Origin of the sequence: Myxococcus sp. CA005, from assembly GCF_006518205.1 — a bacterium.
In the GTDB taxonomy this organism is placed as follows: Bacteria; Myxococcota; Myxococcia; order Myxococcales; family Myxococcaceae; genus Myxococcus; species Myxococcus xanthus.
The window spans coordinates 20,360-36,026 of record NZ_SRLV01000091.1 but is presented as its reverse complement, the minus strand read 5'-3'; the positions used below and the strand labels follow the sequence as shown (position 1 = coordinate 36,026).

Sequence of the window (15,667 nt, the reverse complement as noted above, 5' to 3'; positions counted from 1 at the left end):
CCCCTACCCCCGCATCGGCCCCCGCCGACCCGACGTCCCTGGGCGACCTGGACGCTCTGGATGATGAGCCCACGGTGATGGCGGCGCCAGAGCCCGCGCCCGCGCCGGCCGCGCCCGAGCCGGTGAAGCCCGCTCCGCCTGCGGTCTCCGCGAGCCCGGCGAAGAAGGACCCGCTGCTCGACGAAGACGTGTCCGACGCTCCGCCTCCGGTGGTGAAGAAGCCGGAGCCCAGCAAGTCCAGCAAGCCGGCGCTGCCGCCAGAGCCCAAGTACGACATCTCCGAGTGGGACCCGAACGGGGACTGAGGCTCGCTAGGCCGCTCCGGTTCCGCGCTCGACATCCAGGATGGCCCGCCAGAGCGCGAACGGAGAAATCCCCGCGTAGCCGCTCTCCTGGCCGTCGTTGCACTCAATGACAATCCACCGGCCCGATACCTCCTGGGCCACGTCCACCACGAGGAAGGGCACGTCCAGCCGACGTGCCACCTCACGCCCGAGCCCGAGCGCCTCGCGCTGCGCTTCCGGCGTCAGGGTGTACGGCGTGCCCTGCCACCAGTAGGGCCCCCACCCCACCAGTTGGCCCTTCCACCAGAAGGTGCGGAACTCGAAGGAGCTGGGGATGCGGTCCGGCGCGCCCTCCTCGACCCGGCGCAAGGGCCTCAACTCCCGGCACACCACTCGCTGCCAGTGGAGGATGGGGTCCTTTGCGTAGGCAGCCATCGCTTGGCGGAACTGCTCGGGCCCTTCGATGATGGAGAGCGACTTGCGGTGCCGGCTGGTCTGCCGCTCACCCTTCACGAACACGGGCCACCCCAGCAGACGCTCCACGGTCTCCGCGTCTGGCCGCTCATCGAACCAGACGCTGCGCGGAGTCAGGTCCGTGAGCTTCGGGTACCAGTGCGGCAGCTCCGTGGCCTGTAGGTGCTGCTCGGGTGTGTGCACCAGGCGGATACCCGCTTCCGCCAACTCGCGGTAGCGCTCGGCGTAGTCGTTCCAGACGCCGACCCTGGCCACCACCTCCATGGACTCCGGCAGCACGTACGGACGGCGGCATGCGAAGAAGCGGTCGAAGGCGAAGTCGTAGGTGCCTTGCCCGGTCGGCGCGGACAAAAGCCACAGCCGCTCTTCCACCTGAAGCAGGTCCTCACCCGGACGAAGCATGGACGCAGTCTATGGCGTTCACCGCCGTCCACCATTTCCAACCGGCCAGCCCTTCAGGGCCCGTCCTCAGCGCGAGACTGAAGCACAGGGAGGCCACAGCCCTGCGCCAGACATCATCGCGCCTTCCGGAACGTCAGGTTGATGCGATGCCCACCCACCTGCGGATGGTGGCCCGGCTCGAGCGGCGTGACGCCGTGGTAGCGCAGGCGGGCTGGCCCGCCCCAGACGACCACGTCGCCATGGCTCAACCGTACTCGCGCCGGCCTGTCCGCTCGCTCAGCGCCACCGAAGAGGAAGACCGCCGGGAGCCCCAGTGAGACGGAGACGATGGGGGCGGTGAAATCACGCTCGTCCTTGTCCTGGTGCAGCGACATCTTCGCCCCGGGCTCGTAGCGATTCACCAGGCACGCATCAGGGATGAACCCTTCGAAGCCGGCCTTCGCGGCGGCGAACTGCGCCAGCCGCAGGAAGATCGCCGGCATCTCCGGCCAGGGCCGTCCCTGCACGGGGTCCACCGCGGCATAGCGATACCCCGTCCGGTCCGTCACCCAGCCCCACGAACCGCAGCTCGTCATCGCCACCGACATGCGGAAGCCGCCCGGCGTCTCCATGTGGCGGAAGGGCGAAGCGAGCGCGACGTCCTGGACCGCGCTCAGCAACTCCGCGTCGTGGGACAGCGCGAAGCCCCGAAGCACCACGGCACCGGGGCCCAGCGATTCCTCGCGAGGGCCTGTGCCACCCAGGCCGTCGAACAAGTCCATCGTCATTCGCGCGCCTCAAGCCGCATCATGGAAGATGACGCCTACTGTGTGGCGCTGTCCTGAACGGATGCGGCTGACGCCGTGCCGGAGGTTGACGCGGTACACGCCTCGCGTGCCCTGCACCGGGCGGTGGTGGACGGCGAACACCACCGCGTCTCCCTGGCGCAGCGGGACGACCTCCGCCCGTGACTGCATGCGCGGACGCTGCTCGGTGAGGATGAACTCGCCTCCCGTGAAGTCCCGCCCGGGCTCCGACAGCAGAATCGCCACCTGGAGCGGGAAGACGTGCTCCCCATAGAGGTCCTGGTGCAGACAGTTGTAGTCGTCCGCCTCGTACCGCAACAGCAGCGGCGTCGGCCGCACCTGCCCCGCCGCGTGGCAGCGTTCGAGGTACGCCGCATGCGACTCCGGGTACCGCACCTCGATGCCCATGGCCGTGTTCCAGCGGTTCGCAATCGGCGCGAGCCGGGGGTACAGCGCCCCGCGCAGCCCGGCGACCACGTCCGGCAGCGGGTACTCGAAGTACTTGTACTCACCTCTTCCGAAGCCGTGCCGCGCCATCACCACGCGGCTGCGGAACACGGCATCTTCCGGATACAGCGCCGCCAGGGCGTCACACTCGGCCGGCGTGACGAGCCGCTCCAACGTCGCGCAGCCTCGCGCGTCCAACTCCTCCGAAACGCGTGCCCAGTCGACATCGGCCACCCGCTCCGGGACCTGCTTCACGGCTCGGACCGAGCCGGGCGGGCGTGACCTTCCCGCCGTCACCTTCTGCGTGGACACGACGTCTGCTTCCTTCCGGGAACCCCTTGCGGCCATGACGGGAAGCTAAAGGGCGACGACAGGCCCGGCACTCCGAGTCTTGCGGCTATCCGACGCTCGATGAGACGGGAGGCCGCTCTGGCGCGGCCGGCGCCACGGCGGGCGGCCGGACGTGCGCCGCCTGCGTCAGTCGCACGCCGAGGAGCACGAGCACGCCGCCCACCGCAATCTCCCAGTGCAGCGCCTCATCCAGGATGACCCAGGCGGCCAGCGCGGTCGCCGCGGGCTGGAGGTTGGAGAACACGGCCACCTTCGACGCCGGCACCCTCGACAACGCGAAGTACCAGAGCAGGTACGCCACCACCGACGTGAGCAGACCCAGGTAGACGATGGAGTACCGAGCCGCGGAGCTGGCCGCGAGCACCGCCTCCGGCTTCGCGAAGAACGGCGCCATCAGCATCATCATCAACGTGGAGGCCACCATGCTCCACGACGTCGCGCGAATCGGTCCGTGGATGGCGACGAACGGCTTGCCCTCCGTCGTGTACACCACCCACGACATCACCGCGCCCAGGATGAGCAGGTCTCCCATCAACGAGCCGCTCGCGTCCGCCAGCCCGCGCCCCAACAGCAACACCACCACGCCCGCGAACGCCGTGACGATGCCGCCCATCGCCCGGAACGAGGCCCGCTCATGCCCCCGCCCCAGGCTGAGCAGGTACACGCCCAGCGGCGTCAGCGCGTAGAGCAGCGCCGCGTGCGCCGCCGTCGACTGGGACAGGCCATAGAAGAAGAACACCTGGTTCACCGGCCCCGCCAGCAGGCCCAGCATCAGCACCCGCCCCCACTCGTTGCGCGGCGGAAGCCGGGGCCCGGGCAGGAAACACAGTAACAACATGAACACCGAGCCACTCAACACGAAACGCCACAGCACCACCGTGAGCGGCGCCAGCTCCGACATCGCGCGTTTGCCCGCCAGGTACGTTCCCGCGCTGATGAGGACCTGGAGCATGAGCCCGGCGTAGACAGGGCCCAATGACTGCGGAGAGGTGGACGTCAGGGGTCGAGCTGAAGGAGCGCCCATTGCGCGGCGGTACGTACCAATTCACTCGAATCGCCGCAGAGCTTTTCGAGCAACGATTTCGCATCCGCCTGCTTCGCCACACCCAACGCATACACGGCGTTGCGGCGCAGCCCGTCGTACCGTGCGCGCGCCAGCGCGGTGCCAGGTATTAGGTGCTCATACTGTTCCACTGTGAGTCCCGCGAGCTCGCGCACACCCAATTCCGCCACCGCTCGGGGCGCGAAGCGTGGGTGCTCCGCGAACACCGGCCGGCGGTTCAGCGGACACACCTGCTGGCAGATGTCGCAGCCGAAAATCAGGTTGTCGAACTTGAACCGGAACGCCTCCGGCACCTGCTGCTCACGGTTCTCGATGGTCTGGTAGGACAGGCATGCGCGCGCATCCACGCGGCCGTTGCCCACCAGCGCCCCCGTGGGACAGGACATGAGGCAGCGGCGGCACGCGCCGCACCGGTCCGCCGCCGGGCCGTTGCCGTAGTCGTCGACCTCGGCATCCACCACGAGCGTGGCCAGCAGCACCCACGAACCATAGGGCTCGGTGATGAAGCAGCCGTTCTTCCCCACGTAGCCGAGCCCCGCGCGCGCCGCCCACACCTTCTCCATCAGCGGGCCACTGTCCACGCCGCCGTAGCTGCCCAGCCCCGGGTACATCACGTTGAGCGCCTTGCGGAACGCCTTCATCCGGTCGCGCAGCGTGGAGTGGTAGTCGCGTCCCCGGGCATAGCGCGCGATGGGGGAGTCCACCGTCTCCGCGTCGTCGCGCCAGTAGTTGTTCGCGAAGGAGATGACCGTCTTCGCGCCCGGCAGCAGGAGCGAGACGTCCAGCCGCTCGGCGGCCCGCTCGCCCATCCAGTCCATGTCCGCCGCGTAGCCCGCCGCCACCCACTCCATCAGGAAGTCGGGCGGGATGGGCTCGGCGCGCGCGAACCCCACCAGGTCGAAGCCAACCGAGCTGGCGAGGTCACGCAGATGGGCGGTGGGCAGCACGTTCACGAGGCGCGTCCGACTACTTCGAGGGCTTCGCCGGAATCCACTTCACGTCCTCCACGCTCGCACGGTGGTTGACCACGCGTGCCAGGACGAAGAGCAGGTCGGAGAGCCTGTTGAGATAGACGACCACCGCCTTCGGAATCTTCCCTTCGCGCAGCAGCGGCACCGTGCGGCGCTCGGCGCGGCGGCAGACAGTGCGCGCCAGGTGCAGCGCGCTCGCGGCCTGCGTGCCTCCGGGCAGGATGAAGTGGGTCATCGGCGGCAGCTCCGCCTCGAAGCCGTCGATGGCGCGCTCCATGTCTTCCGCCCACTCGGCCTTCAGCTCGGGGATGTGCGCCGACGCCTTCGTGCCCTCGGGCGTGGCCAGCACCGCGCCCACCGTGAAGAGCTGGTCCTGGAGCCGGTGGAGCAGCGCGTCCACGTCCGGGGGCCCCTCAAAGCTCCGCACCAGGCCGAGGGTCGCGTTCAGCTCGTCCACCTCGCCATATGCGTCCACACGAACGTCGTCCTTCGCGACGCGTCCGCCACCGAACAGACCGGTCTCTCCGGCATCACCGCTCTTCGTGTAGATTTTCATGCCCCGGCTTCTAACGGTGCGTGGCGACTGGCGTCCATGAGAAGGCGCAGGTCTGCGACACCCGTGTGGGGGGCTGTACCAGTTTTACTCTGAGCGGCGCTCCTGCTTAGCGCTTTGAGTCGGACACCGGCTCAGTTACATGGGCCCCATGCAGCCCTATCTGTCCCTGCTCGACCACGTCCTGCACCATGGGGTGAAGAAGGGCGACCGTACCGGCACGGGGACGCTCAGCGTCTTCGGGCCCCAGCTCCGGTTCGACCTCACGCAAGGCTTCCCGCTCCTCACCACGAAGAAGGTGCACACGAAGTCCATCCTCCATGAGCTGCTGTGGATGCTCGCGGGGGATACCAACGTGCACACGCTCCAGGCCCAGGGCGTCACCATCTGGGACGAGTGGGCCAACGCCGACGGCAGCCTCGGCCCCGTGTACGGGCACCAGTGGCGCTCGTGGACGGCGCCCAACGGTGAGCACATCGACCAGATGAAGGCGCTGGTGGAGGGGCTGAAGAAGAACCCCGACTCGCGCCGCCACATCATCAGCGCGTGGAACGTGGCGGACCTGCCGTCCATGAAGCTGCCGCCCTGCCACGTCCTCTTCCAGTTCTACGTGGCCAACGGGCGGCTGTCCTGCCAGCTCTATCAGCGCAGCGCGGACCTCTTCCTGGGGCTGCCCTTCAACATCGCCTCCTACTCGCTGCTGACGATGATGGTGGCGCAGGTGACGGGCCTGCAGGCGCACGAGTTCATCCACACCGTGGGCGACGCGCACCTGTACCTGAACCACGTCGAGCAGGCGAAGACGCAGCTGTCGCGCGAACCGCGCCCCCTGCCTCGCATACACATCAACCCCGAGGTGACGGACCTCTTCGCCTTCAAGTACGAGGACTTCACGCTCGAAGGCTACGACCCGCACCCCGCCATCAAGGCGCCCGTGGCCGTATGAAACTGTCCGCCATCGTCGCCATGGCGGCGAACCGTGTCATCGGCGCGGGCAACCAGCTCCCGTGGCGGCTGCCCGCGGACCTCGCGCGCTTCAAGCGCATCACCATGGGCCACACCCTGGTGATGGGGCGCAAGACGTACGAGTCCATCGGCCGCCCGCTGCCGGGCCGCACCTTCATCGTCGTCACCCGCCAGCGTGACTTCGCGCCCCCGGGCGTCCAGGTGGCGCACTCCGTGGACGAAGCGCTCTCCCTGGCAAAGGCCAGTGGCGACTCGGAGGTCTTCATCGCCGGAGGCGCGGACCTCTACGCCCAGACGATGGACCGCGTGCAGCGCATCTACCTCACGCACATCGCCCGGAACTTCCCTGGCGACACCTGGTTCCCCGACGTGGACCTGTCCGGTTGGACATGCGTCGAAGAGCAAGCACATCCCGACGCCGAGCCACCCCACACCTTCCTCACCTACGAGCGCTGACGCCCTCTTCGCCCGGCGGCGTCTACATGCATGCCCGGGCGAGGGCGCGCGCCCACATTCCTTCCTTCAAACGTTAAGCGCACAATCCAGACCTCACCCGTCAGTCCCATGGAGTTCCGGATGCACAAGACGTGGATGCGAGGACTTGGATTGGTTGCGGCGGTGGTGATGATGGCCTGTGGCGGCCCCGTGGAAGAGGCTCCCGTGGACGAAACGGGCAGCGCCGCGCAGGAGCTGCGCCGGTGTGACCTGCAGGGGCGCTGTGCCGCCAACGAGGTCTGCGTGGGCGGCCCCGATGGCATCTGCTACCCGTGCAACCGCTACCCGCAGTACTGCGAAATCATCATCGAGAACTAGCGCGAAGGTGAAGCACGAGGCGCCCGGCCATCCATCCGGCCGGGGGCCTCCCATCCCGCCGCGTGGCACCTCCTGACGCCATGCACACTTCCACGGGATGCAGACCACCCTCCTCTCTCGTCCCATCGACGTGCCGTGGCGGACCGCGGCCCTTTCCAGCGCCGCCGTGCTCACGGCTTCCAACGTGGCCGCGCTCGTGGCCAGCCTCCGGCTTGCTCCCTTGCTGCGTCACCGGCTCAGGCCCCGGCCCCGCGCCCTGCCCGCACTGGCCGTTGGAGCCACCGCGCTGGGAGCGCTCGCCATCGGCGCGCTCAGCATCGGCACCCTGGCCATCCGAGCGCTGACCATTGGCAAGCTGCGGGGTGATGACTGGCAGGTGGATTCACTCCGCGTCGGCTCGCTCCAGGTCGTCGAGACGATTGGACCCACGGGCAGTTCTGGTGTGGGCGCGACCTGAGTTCGGCAGATTTTGAAGTTGCTTCGCAAGATTGAAAGGCCACCACCCCACTGGTAGAGGGGTGGCATGACTCGCGCCGCCTCGCTGCTGCTGTTCCTCCTGCTTGCCTTGCCTATCGCGTCCCGCGCGGACGACGGCGCCTCCGAGGAACGCACGTGGCACCGGCTCATCGGCATCCTCCAGTACCTGGAGGCGGACTATCCGCTCGCCATCGAGTCGCAGTCCGCGTTCGAGCTGGCGGAGCAGAAGAGCTTCGCGGCGGAGGCGGTGGACGCGGCGCGCGGCCTGGGCCCCGCGGCAGCGGCCTTCCTGCCGCGCGTGCAGGACATCCAGGCCCGCGTGGACAAGGGCGAGGACCCTGACGGCGTCAGCCGCGACTGCGGTGAGCTGGTGGAGAACCTCGTCACCGCCGGAGGGTTGGCCCGCAGCCCACGCCGCCCGCCGGACCTGGCGCTGGGCCAGTCGCTGTTCGCCACCAACTGCGCCGCGTGCCATGGCGCCGACGGCAGCGCGAACGTGGCCATCGCCGCCAACATGGAGCCGGCGCCCGCCAACTTCCAGGACGCGGAGCTGATGGAAGGCCTCACGCCGTACAAGGCCTTCAACACCACCAGCTTCGGCGTGCCCGGCACCGCGATGCCGGCCTACCCCACCCTGTCCGAGGAGGAGCGCTGGTCGCTGGCCTTCTACGTCTTCACCATGCGCCTGCCCGAGTGCGAGGGCACGCCGCCGCGCGTCTCCCTGGAGCGGCTGGCCAACGCCACCGACGCGGATCTGGTGAAGGAGTTCGGTCAGGAGAACCTCGCCTGTCTGCGCCGGAAGATGCTGGACGCGGACGAGGAGCGCTCGCTGCTCGCCGCCCGGGAGAACGTGCAGCAGGCCATGCGCCTGGGCGCCGCAGGTGACATCGCGGGCGCGAAGGCGGCCCTGCTGGACGGCTACCTCAACGGCGTGGAGCCGGTGGAGCCCAAGCTCAGCGCGCGCGACTCGGCGCTGACGCTGAAAATCGAGCAGGGCTTCCTCAAGGCCCGGATGGCGGCGGAGCGCGGCAGCCCGCACCTTCAAGACGAGGGCCGGGAGCTGCTGGCCCTGCTGGACCAGGCGCGGCGTGACTCGGGCACCACCGCGAGCCTGCTGTCCACGATGTGGCTGACGCTGCTCATCCTGCTGCGCGAGGGCTTCGAGGCGACCATCATCGTCGCGGCGCTGCTGGCCGCGCTGCGAAAGATGAAGGCCACCGAGCACGCCCGCGTGGTGCATTTCGGATGGATTTCCGCGCTCATCGTCGGAGCGCTGTCCTACGTGCTCGGCCGCCACCTGCTGGCCGGCGCCCAGCGCGAGTGGATGGAAGGCATCGCCGCGCTCGCGGCGGTGGGCATGCTTGTGTACGCGGCGCTGTGGCTCAACGCCCGCTCCAACATCAGCCAGTTCATGGGCGAGCTGCGCGAGAAGATGCAGGGCGCGCTGGGCCGAGGCAGCATGCTGGGCCTGTTCCTCATCGCCTTCACCGCCGTTCTGCGTGAGAGCTTCGAGACGGCCATCTTCCTCCAGGGGCTCGCGCTGGACTCGCCACAGGGCGTGGCCTGGGGCGCGCTCGCGGGCGCGGTGGCCATGGTGGTGATGGTCCTCTTCATCAACCGGCTGGGGTACCGCCTGCCGATGAAGACGCTCTTCAACGCGTCCACCGTCATCCTGGTCCTCACCGCCGTGATGCTGCTGGGCAAGGGCCTCCACTCGCTGCAGGAAGTCGGCGCGCTGCCGCTCGCGCCCGTGCCCTTCATCACCGTGGACATGCTGGGCATCTATCCGGACGCGCTCTCGCTCGCTCCCCAGCTCCTGCTGGGCGGCATCCCGCTGGCCATCGTGCTGCTGCGCCGCAAGGGCCGCCCCCAGCCTGTTTCCGAGGCCTCCGCTGGTTAGGGCGACGCGCGCCCGTCGTTGCGGTAGCGTGTCCCAGGTGAAGGTTTCACGAGCCCACTCCATCGGGTTGGCCATGCTGGTCCTCTCGGGCCAGAACGCCGCTTGGGCGCAGGAGCTCCCCGCGAGCGAACCCGCCCGGGCACCCGCCTCCGAGCTGACGCCGCCGCCCCTGGTTCCAGCCCCGGGCGGCTGGGACGCGCCGACACGCCACGACGAAGACGCCGGGGACGACTCCCGCACGAGCCAGGAGACGGAGGGCACGACCTCCGTCAATGAACAGGCCCTTCCTGGCAAGGCCCGCGCCCGCGCCACGGACCCCGTGCCACGGGTGGCGGTGGAGTTCCTGGGTGGCGCCGGTGGCGGCATCATCGCGGGCTCCCTGGGCCTCATCACGGGCTTCTTCGTGGGTGCGTCCACGGTGGGCTGCGACGAGTGCGGCATCGTCGCGAGCGTCGGTGGATTGACGGGTGTCGTGGTGGGAATCCCGGCCGGGACATGGCTGGGTGGAAAGCTCATGGGCGGCCGGGGCACCTTCCTCGCCACCGCGGGCGGCAGCCTCATCGGCTGGGGCGGCGCGCTGGTCGGCTCCGCCCTGCTGGGCATCGGAGACAACGAACCCGGCGGCGCGGTGTTCCTGCTGCTGCTCCCCGTGGTGGGCGCCGTGGCGGGCTACGAGCTGTCATCGCCGGGGGAGGAACACCCCACGCTCACGCGCAAGGCCCCGAGCACGTTCCAAGTGGTCCCCGTCGCCGGGATGGGCGAACGCGGGCCTCGCCTGGGCCTCGCCGGAAGCTTCTGATTCTGAGGCGAAGCCCCCAGGACATCTGCACACCTCGGGAGCTCGCTGTTCGGAAATGTCGGGACATTTCGCCGCTCCAAAGTCCCGACATTTCCGAACAGCGCCCCACGGAACTCGCCCCCGCCCCGCGCTGCAGTCCTCCTGAGGCGCGCCGGCGGCGCGGCGCCACGAGACGCCGCGCGCCGTCCGTTCAGCGCGAAACCCATCAGGGAGGCGATGGCATCCGTGCCCGCACCGTGCTCTCACTACGAGCACCAGCGCCCATGCTCTCCCATCCGAACCGCCCCATCCTGCTGACGCTCCTGCTGCCCGCCCTCGCACTCGCCCAGCCAACGGATGACGCGCCGCGGATGCCAGGGCCCGTGACGGCCACGCAGCAGCGGCCCGCGGTGGGCCGTCCATCACCGGCCGCTCCCCGGATACATCCGTCCCAGGATGCGCCGTTCCCGCTGGGCGCGCGCCTGGTGGGCGAAACGGTGGGTGGCGCGCTGATTGGCGCCTCTGGCCTCGCGGTGACCTTCCTCGGAGGCGTCCTCGTGTCGGACCAGGTGTCCTGCGGCTACAGCGAGTGCCGGTCCGGGAGGAACCTCAGCCTCATCAGCGCTTCGATTGGGATGGGGCTCGGCGCGGCGTCAGGTGTGTACCTGGGAGGCTCGCTGATGGATGCACGCGGCGGATTCCTGCCCACGCTGCTGGGCGGACTGGTGGGAACGGCCGCGCCATTGGCCGTCGTGGCGCTGTCGGACGAAGCATCCTGGGCGGTCCTCACCGCCACCTTCGCCGTGCCCGTGGCGACGTCCATCCTCGCGTTCGAGCTGTCCCATGGCGCCTACGAGCGGCGACGCCAGCAGGAGCGCCCCGTGGTGATGGTGCCCACGGTGAGCCTGGCCCCGGGAGGCGGGGCGCTGGGGCTCGCCGGCCGCTTCTAGGCGCGGAAGTACTGGAGCGACTCCTCACGTACGAGGCCTTCCTCCACCAGCTTCTCCAGGGTGGCCAGCGCGCTGCGCTCCGCGAGGGGGTGCAGCAGCGGCGGCGTGTCCGCGTAGGCCAGGGATACCACCTGCGCCAGCGTGGCGCCGTTGGGTGGCACGGACTGAAGGATGAGTGCCTCCCGCGCCGCCCGGTGGTCCAGGTACTCCTGGAGCTTCGCGGGCCCGTCCGGAATCGGTGAGCCGTGCGCCGGATACAGCGTGCTCACGGGCCAGTCCCGCAGCCGCGCGAGCTGCGTCAGGTAGTCCCGCATGTGCCCCTCCGGCGGGTCGATGACAATGGTCCCCACACCGGCCACCATGTCCCCCACCACCGCCGAGCGGCTGCGCTCGTCCACGAGACACACGTGCCCCTGTGCATGCCCCGGAGTGTGCAGCACGCGCCAGCGCTGCGGCACCTCGCCCGCCAGCTCCAGCACGTCACCGTCCTCCAGCAGCCTCTCCGCGGGGAAGTCCAGGCGGTCCGCCGTACGCGCGTGGCACCACAGCGGGATGCCCAAGCGTTCCTTCACCGCGCGCGCGCCGCCCACGTGGTCCCCGTGATGGTGGGTAAGCACCACCGCCACGGGCCGCAGTCCCTCCGCCTTCAGGCCCGACACCAGCGACAGCAGCTTCGCGTACTGCTTCACGTCCGCGGCGCCCGGGTCCACGATGAGCAGCTCGCCGTTGCCCAGCACATACGCGTTGGTATGCGCGGCCGGCGGCAGCGTGGGCGTCTCCAGCGCCACCACGCGCACGCCCTGCTGGAATTCGATGCGCTGCGAGACGTAACCCGGGCAGAACGGAGGCGACGCCAGGCGCGCCAGGACGTCGGACGCATCCGTGAAGGTGCCCAGCACCTGGAAGGCATGCACCGCGGGCGGGTGCAGCAGCGCCGTGCCATCTCCCCACCGCGCCAGGGCATCAGCGGGCTTCACCCAGGCGCCCTCCGCGAGCTCGCCGGGCCACCACTCCGCGCGCGCGTGGGCGGGCATCTCCACCAGGTAGAAGCGCGTATCGAAGCGCACGGGCAGCGACGGCGGCGTCACCCACCGGCCCGCGGCCCGGAAGTCATCCGCGCTCAGCGACAACCCCTCCGCCTTCAACAGAGCGCCCCACCCCAGCGTCCCGTCCAGGAGCGCCTTGCGCAGCGACGCCACCTTCGCGGCGGACAGCGCCTCGGCGCCGTGGGCCACCAGAACGCCCGTCTCCTCGAAGAGCTCGCGCGCCGCGGCCGAACGCAGCGCCGCCTCCTCTCCGCTGGCGCCCGCTACCGGCACGTCCGCGTCGGCCGCGTCCAGCTTGCCGCCGGGAAAGGCATAGAAGCCGCCCGCGAAGCGAAGCGCCTTGCCGCGCTTCACCCAGAAGACCTCCACGCCCTCCCCCGCGCGCCGGTACAACAGCGCCACGGAAGAAGGGCGGGCCTCCACCGGACTGTGGGCCAGCAGGTCCAGGCCCAGGCCCAGACTGGGAAGACGCTCGCTCATGACTCCACCGCCTGGCCGAGTACCCGGCCCATCAACGCATGTGCCTTGTCCGCCTGGTCTGGCCGGACGTACAGCCGGACGAGCCGCACCGCTCCACTGTAGCGTTGATACAGCGGCGTGTAGCGCGCCACCTCGGTCAGCCGGCCGGTGGAGGCGTCGATGATGTACAGGCTCGGCCCTCGGCCAGACGGCCCGGAGGTGTACTTGCTGAGCACGTTCTGGGACTCGACGACGTAGTGGTCGAACTTGTGGGACACCAGCGCGCTGCGCAGCACGTCCAGGTCGTAGCCCGTGTCCCGCTCCGTGAACTGCGCCAGCAGCTTGTAGCCCTGCCGCTGGCTGATGCGCTGGGCCCACGGATTCTTGGAGCGGCGCAGCGTGTACCAGAGCGCCGAATCGTCACAGAGCAGGAACTCTTCCGGATCCGAAGGAATCTCGAACTCACCGGGCGACTCCTCGTAGTAGCGCCGCAGCATGTAGTCGAAGTTCACGGAGGTGTGGTGCAGGTACACCGACACGAACATGTGGTAGCGGCTGAGGAGGAAGTCCTCGAAGGCGAAGGCCGCCGCCCGGCTGAGGGCGAGGTAGGCCCGCCCGTCCTTCATCGCGGGATTGAGGTTGCTGACAATCCAATCCATGTCGTACCGGCCATAGTTGACGCCTGTGTAGAAGGAGTCGCGCAGCAGGTAGTCCATGCGGTCCGCGTCCAGCTCACCAGAGACGATGGCGCGTAGCAGCGGCGTCCAGTCCACGCCCTGGTGCGTGAAGCCCGGGTCCTTCGGCGGCTTCGCTCCCGACACCAGCGCCACCGCCGCCATGGGCGTAATCCCCATGCCGCCGAAGTGCTTCTCGATGATGGGCGTCAGCGAGCTGTCGAGGAGGATTTTCGCCGTGTAGTCCTCGTGCGTGGCCAGCTCGCCCTCCGCGGTGCCGTCCAGCCAGGATGGCAGGCGCAGGAGCGAGCGCTTCGGGGCGATGCGCTCCGAGGCATGCGACAGCGGCATGTGCCCCAGGTCATGGCAGAGGACCGCCAGACGCACCGCTGCACAGAAGCGCTCCCGCACATCCTCCGGCAGCGACGAGCGGGCAGCCACCGCGCCGAACACGCGCGAGGCGACATGCATGGCGCCCAGGGAATGGATGTGGCGCGTGTGCGTGGCCCCGGGAAAGGCCAGGTCCCCGAAGCCAAGCTGTCGGACATACCGCAGCCGCTGGTAGTGCCGACTGTCGATGACGGCCTTCTCGGGGTCGCTGACCGCGATGGTGCCGTGGATGGGGTCACGGATGCGCATGATTCCCTTTCCATACTCCTGGATACCCCCTGGGGACGTCATCAAACGTACCGCGAACCTTTCCGGGGGGCAGCCGGCCTCACGTGCGGACTGTGATGGAGGCAGGGGACGTGGTAACCCTCCCGCACCACCGAATGCACATCATCCTGCTGCACAACCGCGACCACGACCTCCTTGAGGACGACCCTGGGCGGGAGGCCCGGGAGGATGTGGTCCGTGTCGTCTCCTCCATGGCGGACGCCCTCAACCGGGGCGACACCCTGGCCGAACCGCTCGCCATCGAAGGTGACCGGCTCGACTTCATGGACACCCTGCGCCGGTGCCAGCCGGACCTGGTCGTCAACCTCTGCGAGTCGTTGGCGGCCGACAGCCGGGGCGAGATGGCCATCCCCTGCCTGCTGGATGTGCTGGGGCTGGCCTACACGGGCTCGAGCGCGCTGTCCCTGGGGCTGGCGCTGCACAAGCCCAAGGCGAAGGAAGTCCTCACCGCGCGCGGCGTGTCCACGCCGCCCTTCCACGTGGTGGAGCGCCTGGAGGATGCATTGGCGGTGGACCTGCCCTGGCCGCTCATCGTCAAGCCCGCGCGGGAAGACGCCAGCATGGGCGTGACGTCGGAGTCCGTGGTGCACGAGCGCGCCGCGCTGGTCCGCGCCTGTGACGCGGTGCTCCGTGAGTTTCATCAGCCGGCCCTGGTGGAGCAGTTCATCCCCGGGCGGGAAATCTATGTGCCGCTGCTCGGCAACCGGCCGCGCCAGGCGCTGCCCCTGACGGAAATCGTCTTCGGTCGTACGTTCGAGGACAGACCCAACATCGTCTCCTACAACGCCAAGTGGGAGGCGGCGTCGGCGGAGTACCGGGACACCACCAGCGGATTGTGCCGACTGGACGCGAACCTGGAGTCCCGTTGCGTGCAGGTCGCGCTGGAAGCCTTTGCAGCACTGGACTGTCAGGACTATGGACGGGTCGACCTCCGGGTATCCCCGGAGGGCGTGCCCTACGTCATCGACATCAACCCCAACTGCGACCTTCATCCGAGCGCGGGGTTCGCCAAGGCCGCCCTGGCCGCCGGAATGGACTATCCGGCCCTGGCGTCCCGGCTCGTGGAGGTCGCGCTCGAGAGAGCACATGGACATCCGTCCCATCGAAGAAAAGGATCGGGCGCCAATCGCCGCCCTGATTCGAAAGATCGAAACCTTCTCGCCGCAGGAGGTTGAGGTCGCCATCGAGCTGGCGAACACCACGCTCACGCCGGGCAACACGGACTACGCCATCATCGTCGCGGACCGCGACGGCGAGCTCGTGGGCTACATCTGCTACGGCCCCACGCCGATGACGGAGGACACCTACGACCTGTACTGGATTGCGTCCGCACCGGAAGTTCGCGGTCAGGGCGTAGGCGCGGCGCTGGTGTCCGCCATGGAGGGCGACCTGCGCCGCCGCAACGGGCGCCTCATCCGCGTGGAGACGAGCGCCACCGAGGCCTACGGCCCCACGCGCGGCTTCTACGCCTCCATGAAGTACGGCGAGGAGGCCCGCATCCGGGACTTCTACAAGGTGGGGGACGACCTCATCATCCTCACCAAGCGGCTGTAATCCCTACGCCGCGAGGCCGGGCGGGTGAAGACAACGGCCCCT

General features: G+C 69.2%; 17 protein-coding genes and 1 pseudogene. 10 read left to right on the top strand and 8 right to left on the bottom strand.

Going from position 1 to position 15,667, the window contains the following annotated elements:
• A pseudogene (locus FMQ63_RS30260) lies at window positions 1-305 on the top strand (hypothetical protein); the annotation flags it as partial.
• A gap of 6 nt (window positions 306-311) precedes the next feature.
• On the opposite strand, the gene FMQ63_RS30255 reads toward FMQ63_RS30260, so the two are convergent.
• From FMQ63_RS30255 to FMQ63_RS30230, 6 genes are all read right to left on the bottom strand, one after another.
• A complete protein-coding gene (locus FMQ63_RS30255; RefSeq protein WP_011555887.1) occupies window positions 312-1,160 on the bottom strand; it encodes an ATP-grasp domain-containing protein in 849 nt (282 codons plus the stop codon).
• Between the two features lie 113 nt (window positions 1,161-1,273).
• Entirely contained in the window at window positions 1,274-1,927 is a 654-nt protein-coding gene (alkB, locus tag FMQ63_RS30250; protein ID WP_020478830.1) for a DNA oxidative demethylase AlkB, read from the bottom strand.
• Between the two features lie 9 nt (window positions 1,928-1,936).
• Entirely contained in the window at window positions 1,937-2,740 is an 804-nt protein-coding gene (locus tag FMQ63_RS30245) for a 2OG-Fe(II) oxygenase (RefSeq protein WP_011555889.1), read from the bottom strand.
• A gap of 49 nt (window positions 2,741-2,789) precedes the next feature.
• Window positions 2,790-3,767 carry a DMT family transporter gene (locus tag FMQ63_RS30240; protein WP_011555890.1) on the bottom strand — a complete coding sequence of 326 codons (978 nt, stop codon included), beginning with the start codon at window positions 3,765-3,767 and terminating at the stop codon, window positions 2,790-2,792.
• Window positions 3,740-4,759: a tRNA epoxyqueuosine(34) reductase QueG gene (gene queG / locus FMQ63_RS30235; protein ID WP_011555891.1), complete on the bottom strand. Its 1,020-nt coding sequence runs from the start codon at window positions 4,757-4,759 to the stop codon at window positions 3,740-3,742. The genes FMQ63_RS30240 and queG overlap by 28 nt, the downstream gene beginning before the upstream one ends.
• Before the next feature lie 13 nt (window positions 4,760-4,772).
• Window positions 4,773-5,333 carry a cob(I)yrinic acid a,c-diamide adenosyltransferase gene (locus tag FMQ63_RS30230; protein WP_011555892.1) on the bottom strand — a complete coding sequence of 187 codons (561 nt, stop codon included), beginning with the start codon at window positions 5,331-5,333 and terminating at the stop codon, window positions 4,773-4,775.
• Window positions 5,334-5,481: 148 nt separating this feature from the next.
• Between FMQ63_RS30230 and FMQ63_RS30225 the strand changes: the two genes are divergently transcribed.
• From FMQ63_RS30225 to FMQ63_RS30195, 7 genes are all read left to right on the top strand, one after another.
• Entirely contained in the window at window positions 5,482-6,276 is a 795-nt protein-coding gene (locus FMQ63_RS30225; RefSeq protein ID WP_026114252.1) for a thymidylate synthase, read from the top strand.
• A complete protein-coding gene (locus FMQ63_RS30220) occupies window positions 6,273-6,752 on the top strand; it encodes a dihydrofolate reductase (RefSeq protein ID WP_011555894.1) in 480 nt (159 codons plus the stop codon). Before FMQ63_RS30225 ends, FMQ63_RS30220 begins: the two co-directional genes overlap by 4 nt.
• A gap of 120 nt (window positions 6,753-6,872) precedes the next feature.
• Window positions 6,873-7,109 (top strand): hypothetical protein, encoded by a 237-nt coding sequence (locus tag FMQ63_RS30215; protein WP_020478829.1) that lies wholly within the window; start codon window positions 6,873-6,875, stop codon window positions 7,107-7,109.
• 97 nt (window positions 7,110-7,206) lie between these two features.
• Complete coding sequence (locus FMQ63_RS30210; protein ID WP_011555896.1) at window positions 7,207-7,566, top strand: hypothetical protein; 360 nt, start codon at window positions 7,207-7,209, stop codon at window positions 7,564-7,566.
• Between the two features lie 66 nt (window positions 7,567-7,632).
• Window positions 7,633-9,486, top strand: coding sequence for a cytochrome c/FTR1 family iron permease (locus FMQ63_RS30205; RefSeq protein ID WP_011555897.1), 1,854 nt, complete (start codon window positions 7,633-7,635; stop codon window positions 9,484-9,486).
• Window positions 9,487-9,559: 73 nt separating this feature from the next.
• Window positions 9,560-10,285, top strand: coding sequence for a GlsB/YeaQ/YmgE family stress response membrane protein (locus FMQ63_RS30200; RefSeq protein WP_216608985.1), 726 nt, complete (start codon window positions 9,560-9,562; stop codon window positions 10,283-10,285).
• 263 nt (window positions 10,286-10,548) lie between these two features.
• Window positions 10,549-11,214, top strand: coding sequence for a hypothetical protein (locus tag FMQ63_RS30195; RefSeq protein ID WP_216608984.1), 666 nt, complete (start codon window positions 10,549-10,551; stop codon window positions 11,212-11,214).
• Here the strand turns inward: FMQ63_RS30195 and FMQ63_RS30190 are convergent.
• Both FMQ63_RS30190 and FMQ63_RS30185 read right to left on the bottom strand, forming a co-directional pair.
• Complete coding sequence (locus tag FMQ63_RS30190; protein ID WP_020478828.1) at window positions 11,211-12,740, bottom strand: MBL fold metallo-hydrolase; 1,530 nt, start codon at window positions 12,738-12,740, stop codon at window positions 11,211-11,213. The two genes, FMQ63_RS30195 and FMQ63_RS30190, sit on opposite strands and share 4 nt — an antisense overlap.
• The gene (locus FMQ63_RS30185; RefSeq protein WP_011555901.1) at window positions 12,737-14,032 is read right to left on the bottom strand and encodes an HD domain-containing protein; all 1,296 of its coding nucleotides are present in this window, start codon (window positions 14,030-14,032) and stop codon (window positions 12,737-12,739) included. The genes FMQ63_RS30190 and FMQ63_RS30185 overlap by 4 nt, the downstream gene beginning before the upstream one ends.
• A 134-nt stretch (window positions 14,033-14,166) precedes the next feature.
• On the opposite strand from FMQ63_RS30185, the gene FMQ63_RS30180 reads away from it, so the two are divergent.
• Both FMQ63_RS30180 and FMQ63_RS30175 read left to right on the top strand, forming a co-directional pair.
• The gene (locus tag FMQ63_RS30180; protein WP_043613104.1) at window positions 14,167-15,246 is read left to right on the top strand and encodes an ATP-grasp domain-containing protein; all 1,080 of its coding nucleotides are present in this window, start codon (window positions 14,167-14,169) and stop codon (window positions 15,244-15,246) included.
• Window positions 15,158-15,625 carry a GNAT family N-acetyltransferase gene (locus FMQ63_RS30175; RefSeq protein WP_011555903.1) on the top strand — a complete coding sequence of 156 codons (468 nt, stop codon included), beginning with the start codon at window positions 15,158-15,160 and terminating at the stop codon, window positions 15,623-15,625. The genes FMQ63_RS30180 and FMQ63_RS30175 overlap by 89 nt, the downstream gene beginning before the upstream one ends.
• The last annotated feature ends 42 nt before the right edge of the window (window positions 15,626-15,667 follow it).

What these genes read in the sequence shown, in the direction of transcription:
- alkB (WP_020478830.1), bottom strand. Translation starts at nt 1,927, where the DNA reads ATGACGATGGACTTGTTCGACGGCCTGGGTGGCACAGGCCCTCGCGAG.
- FMQ63_RS30180 (WP_043613104.1), top strand. Translation starts at nt 14,167, where the DNA reads ATGCACATCATCCTGCTGCACAACCGCGACCACGACCTCCTTGAGGAC.
- FMQ63_RS30245 (WP_011555889.1), bottom strand. Translation starts at nt 2,740, where the DNA reads ATGGCCGCAAGGGGTTCCCGGAAGGAAGCAGACGTCGTGTCCACGCAG.
- FMQ63_RS30240 (WP_011555890.1), bottom strand. Translation starts at nt 3,767, where the DNA reads ATGGGCGCTCCTTCAGCTCGACCCCTGACGTCCACCTCTCCGCAGTCA.
- FMQ63_RS30205 (WP_011555897.1), top strand. Translation starts at nt 7,633, where the DNA reads ATGACTCGCGCCGCCTCGCTGCTGCTGTTCCTCCTGCTTGCCTTGCCT.
- FMQ63_RS30190 (WP_020478828.1), bottom strand. Translation starts at nt 12,740, where the DNA reads ATGAGCGAGCGTCTTCCCAGTCTGGGCCTGGGCCTGGACCTGCTGGCC.
- FMQ63_RS30220 (WP_011555894.1), top strand. Translation starts at nt 6,273, where the DNA reads ATGAAACTGTCCGCCATCGTCGCCATGGCGGCGAACCGTGTCATCGGC.
- FMQ63_RS30185 (WP_011555901.1), bottom strand. Translation starts at nt 14,032, where the DNA reads ATGCGCATCCGTGACCCCATCCACGGCACCATCGCGGTCAGCGACCCC.
- FMQ63_RS30225 (WP_026114252.1), top strand. Translation starts at nt 5,482, where the DNA reads ATGCAGCCCTATCTGTCCCTGCTCGACCACGTCCTGCACCATGGGGTG.
- FMQ63_RS30175 (WP_011555903.1), top strand. Translation starts at nt 15,158, where the DNA reads ATGGACATCCGTCCCATCGAAGAAAAGGATCGGGCGCCAATCGCCGCC.
- FMQ63_RS30200 (WP_216608985.1), top strand. Translation starts at nt 9,560, where the DNA reads ATGCTGGTCCTCTCGGGCCAGAACGCCGCTTGGGCGCAGGAGCTCCCC.
- FMQ63_RS30230 (WP_011555892.1), bottom strand. Translation starts at nt 5,333, where the DNA reads ATGAAAATCTACACGAAGAGCGGTGATGCCGGAGAGACCGGTCTGTTC.
- FMQ63_RS30215 (WP_020478829.1), top strand. Translation starts at nt 6,873, where the DNA reads ATGCACAAGACGTGGATGCGAGGACTTGGATTGGTTGCGGCGGTGGTG.
- FMQ63_RS30210 (WP_011555896.1), top strand. Translation starts at nt 7,207, where the DNA reads ATGCAGACCACCCTCCTCTCTCGTCCCATCGACGTGCCGTGGCGGACC.
- FMQ63_RS30195 (WP_216608984.1), top strand. Translation starts at nt 10,549, where the DNA reads ATGCTCTCCCATCCGAACCGCCCCATCCTGCTGACGCTCCTGCTGCCC.
- FMQ63_RS30255 (WP_011555887.1), bottom strand. Translation starts at nt 1,160, where the DNA reads ATGCTTCGTCCGGGTGAGGACCTGCTTCAGGTGGAAGAGCGGCTGTGG.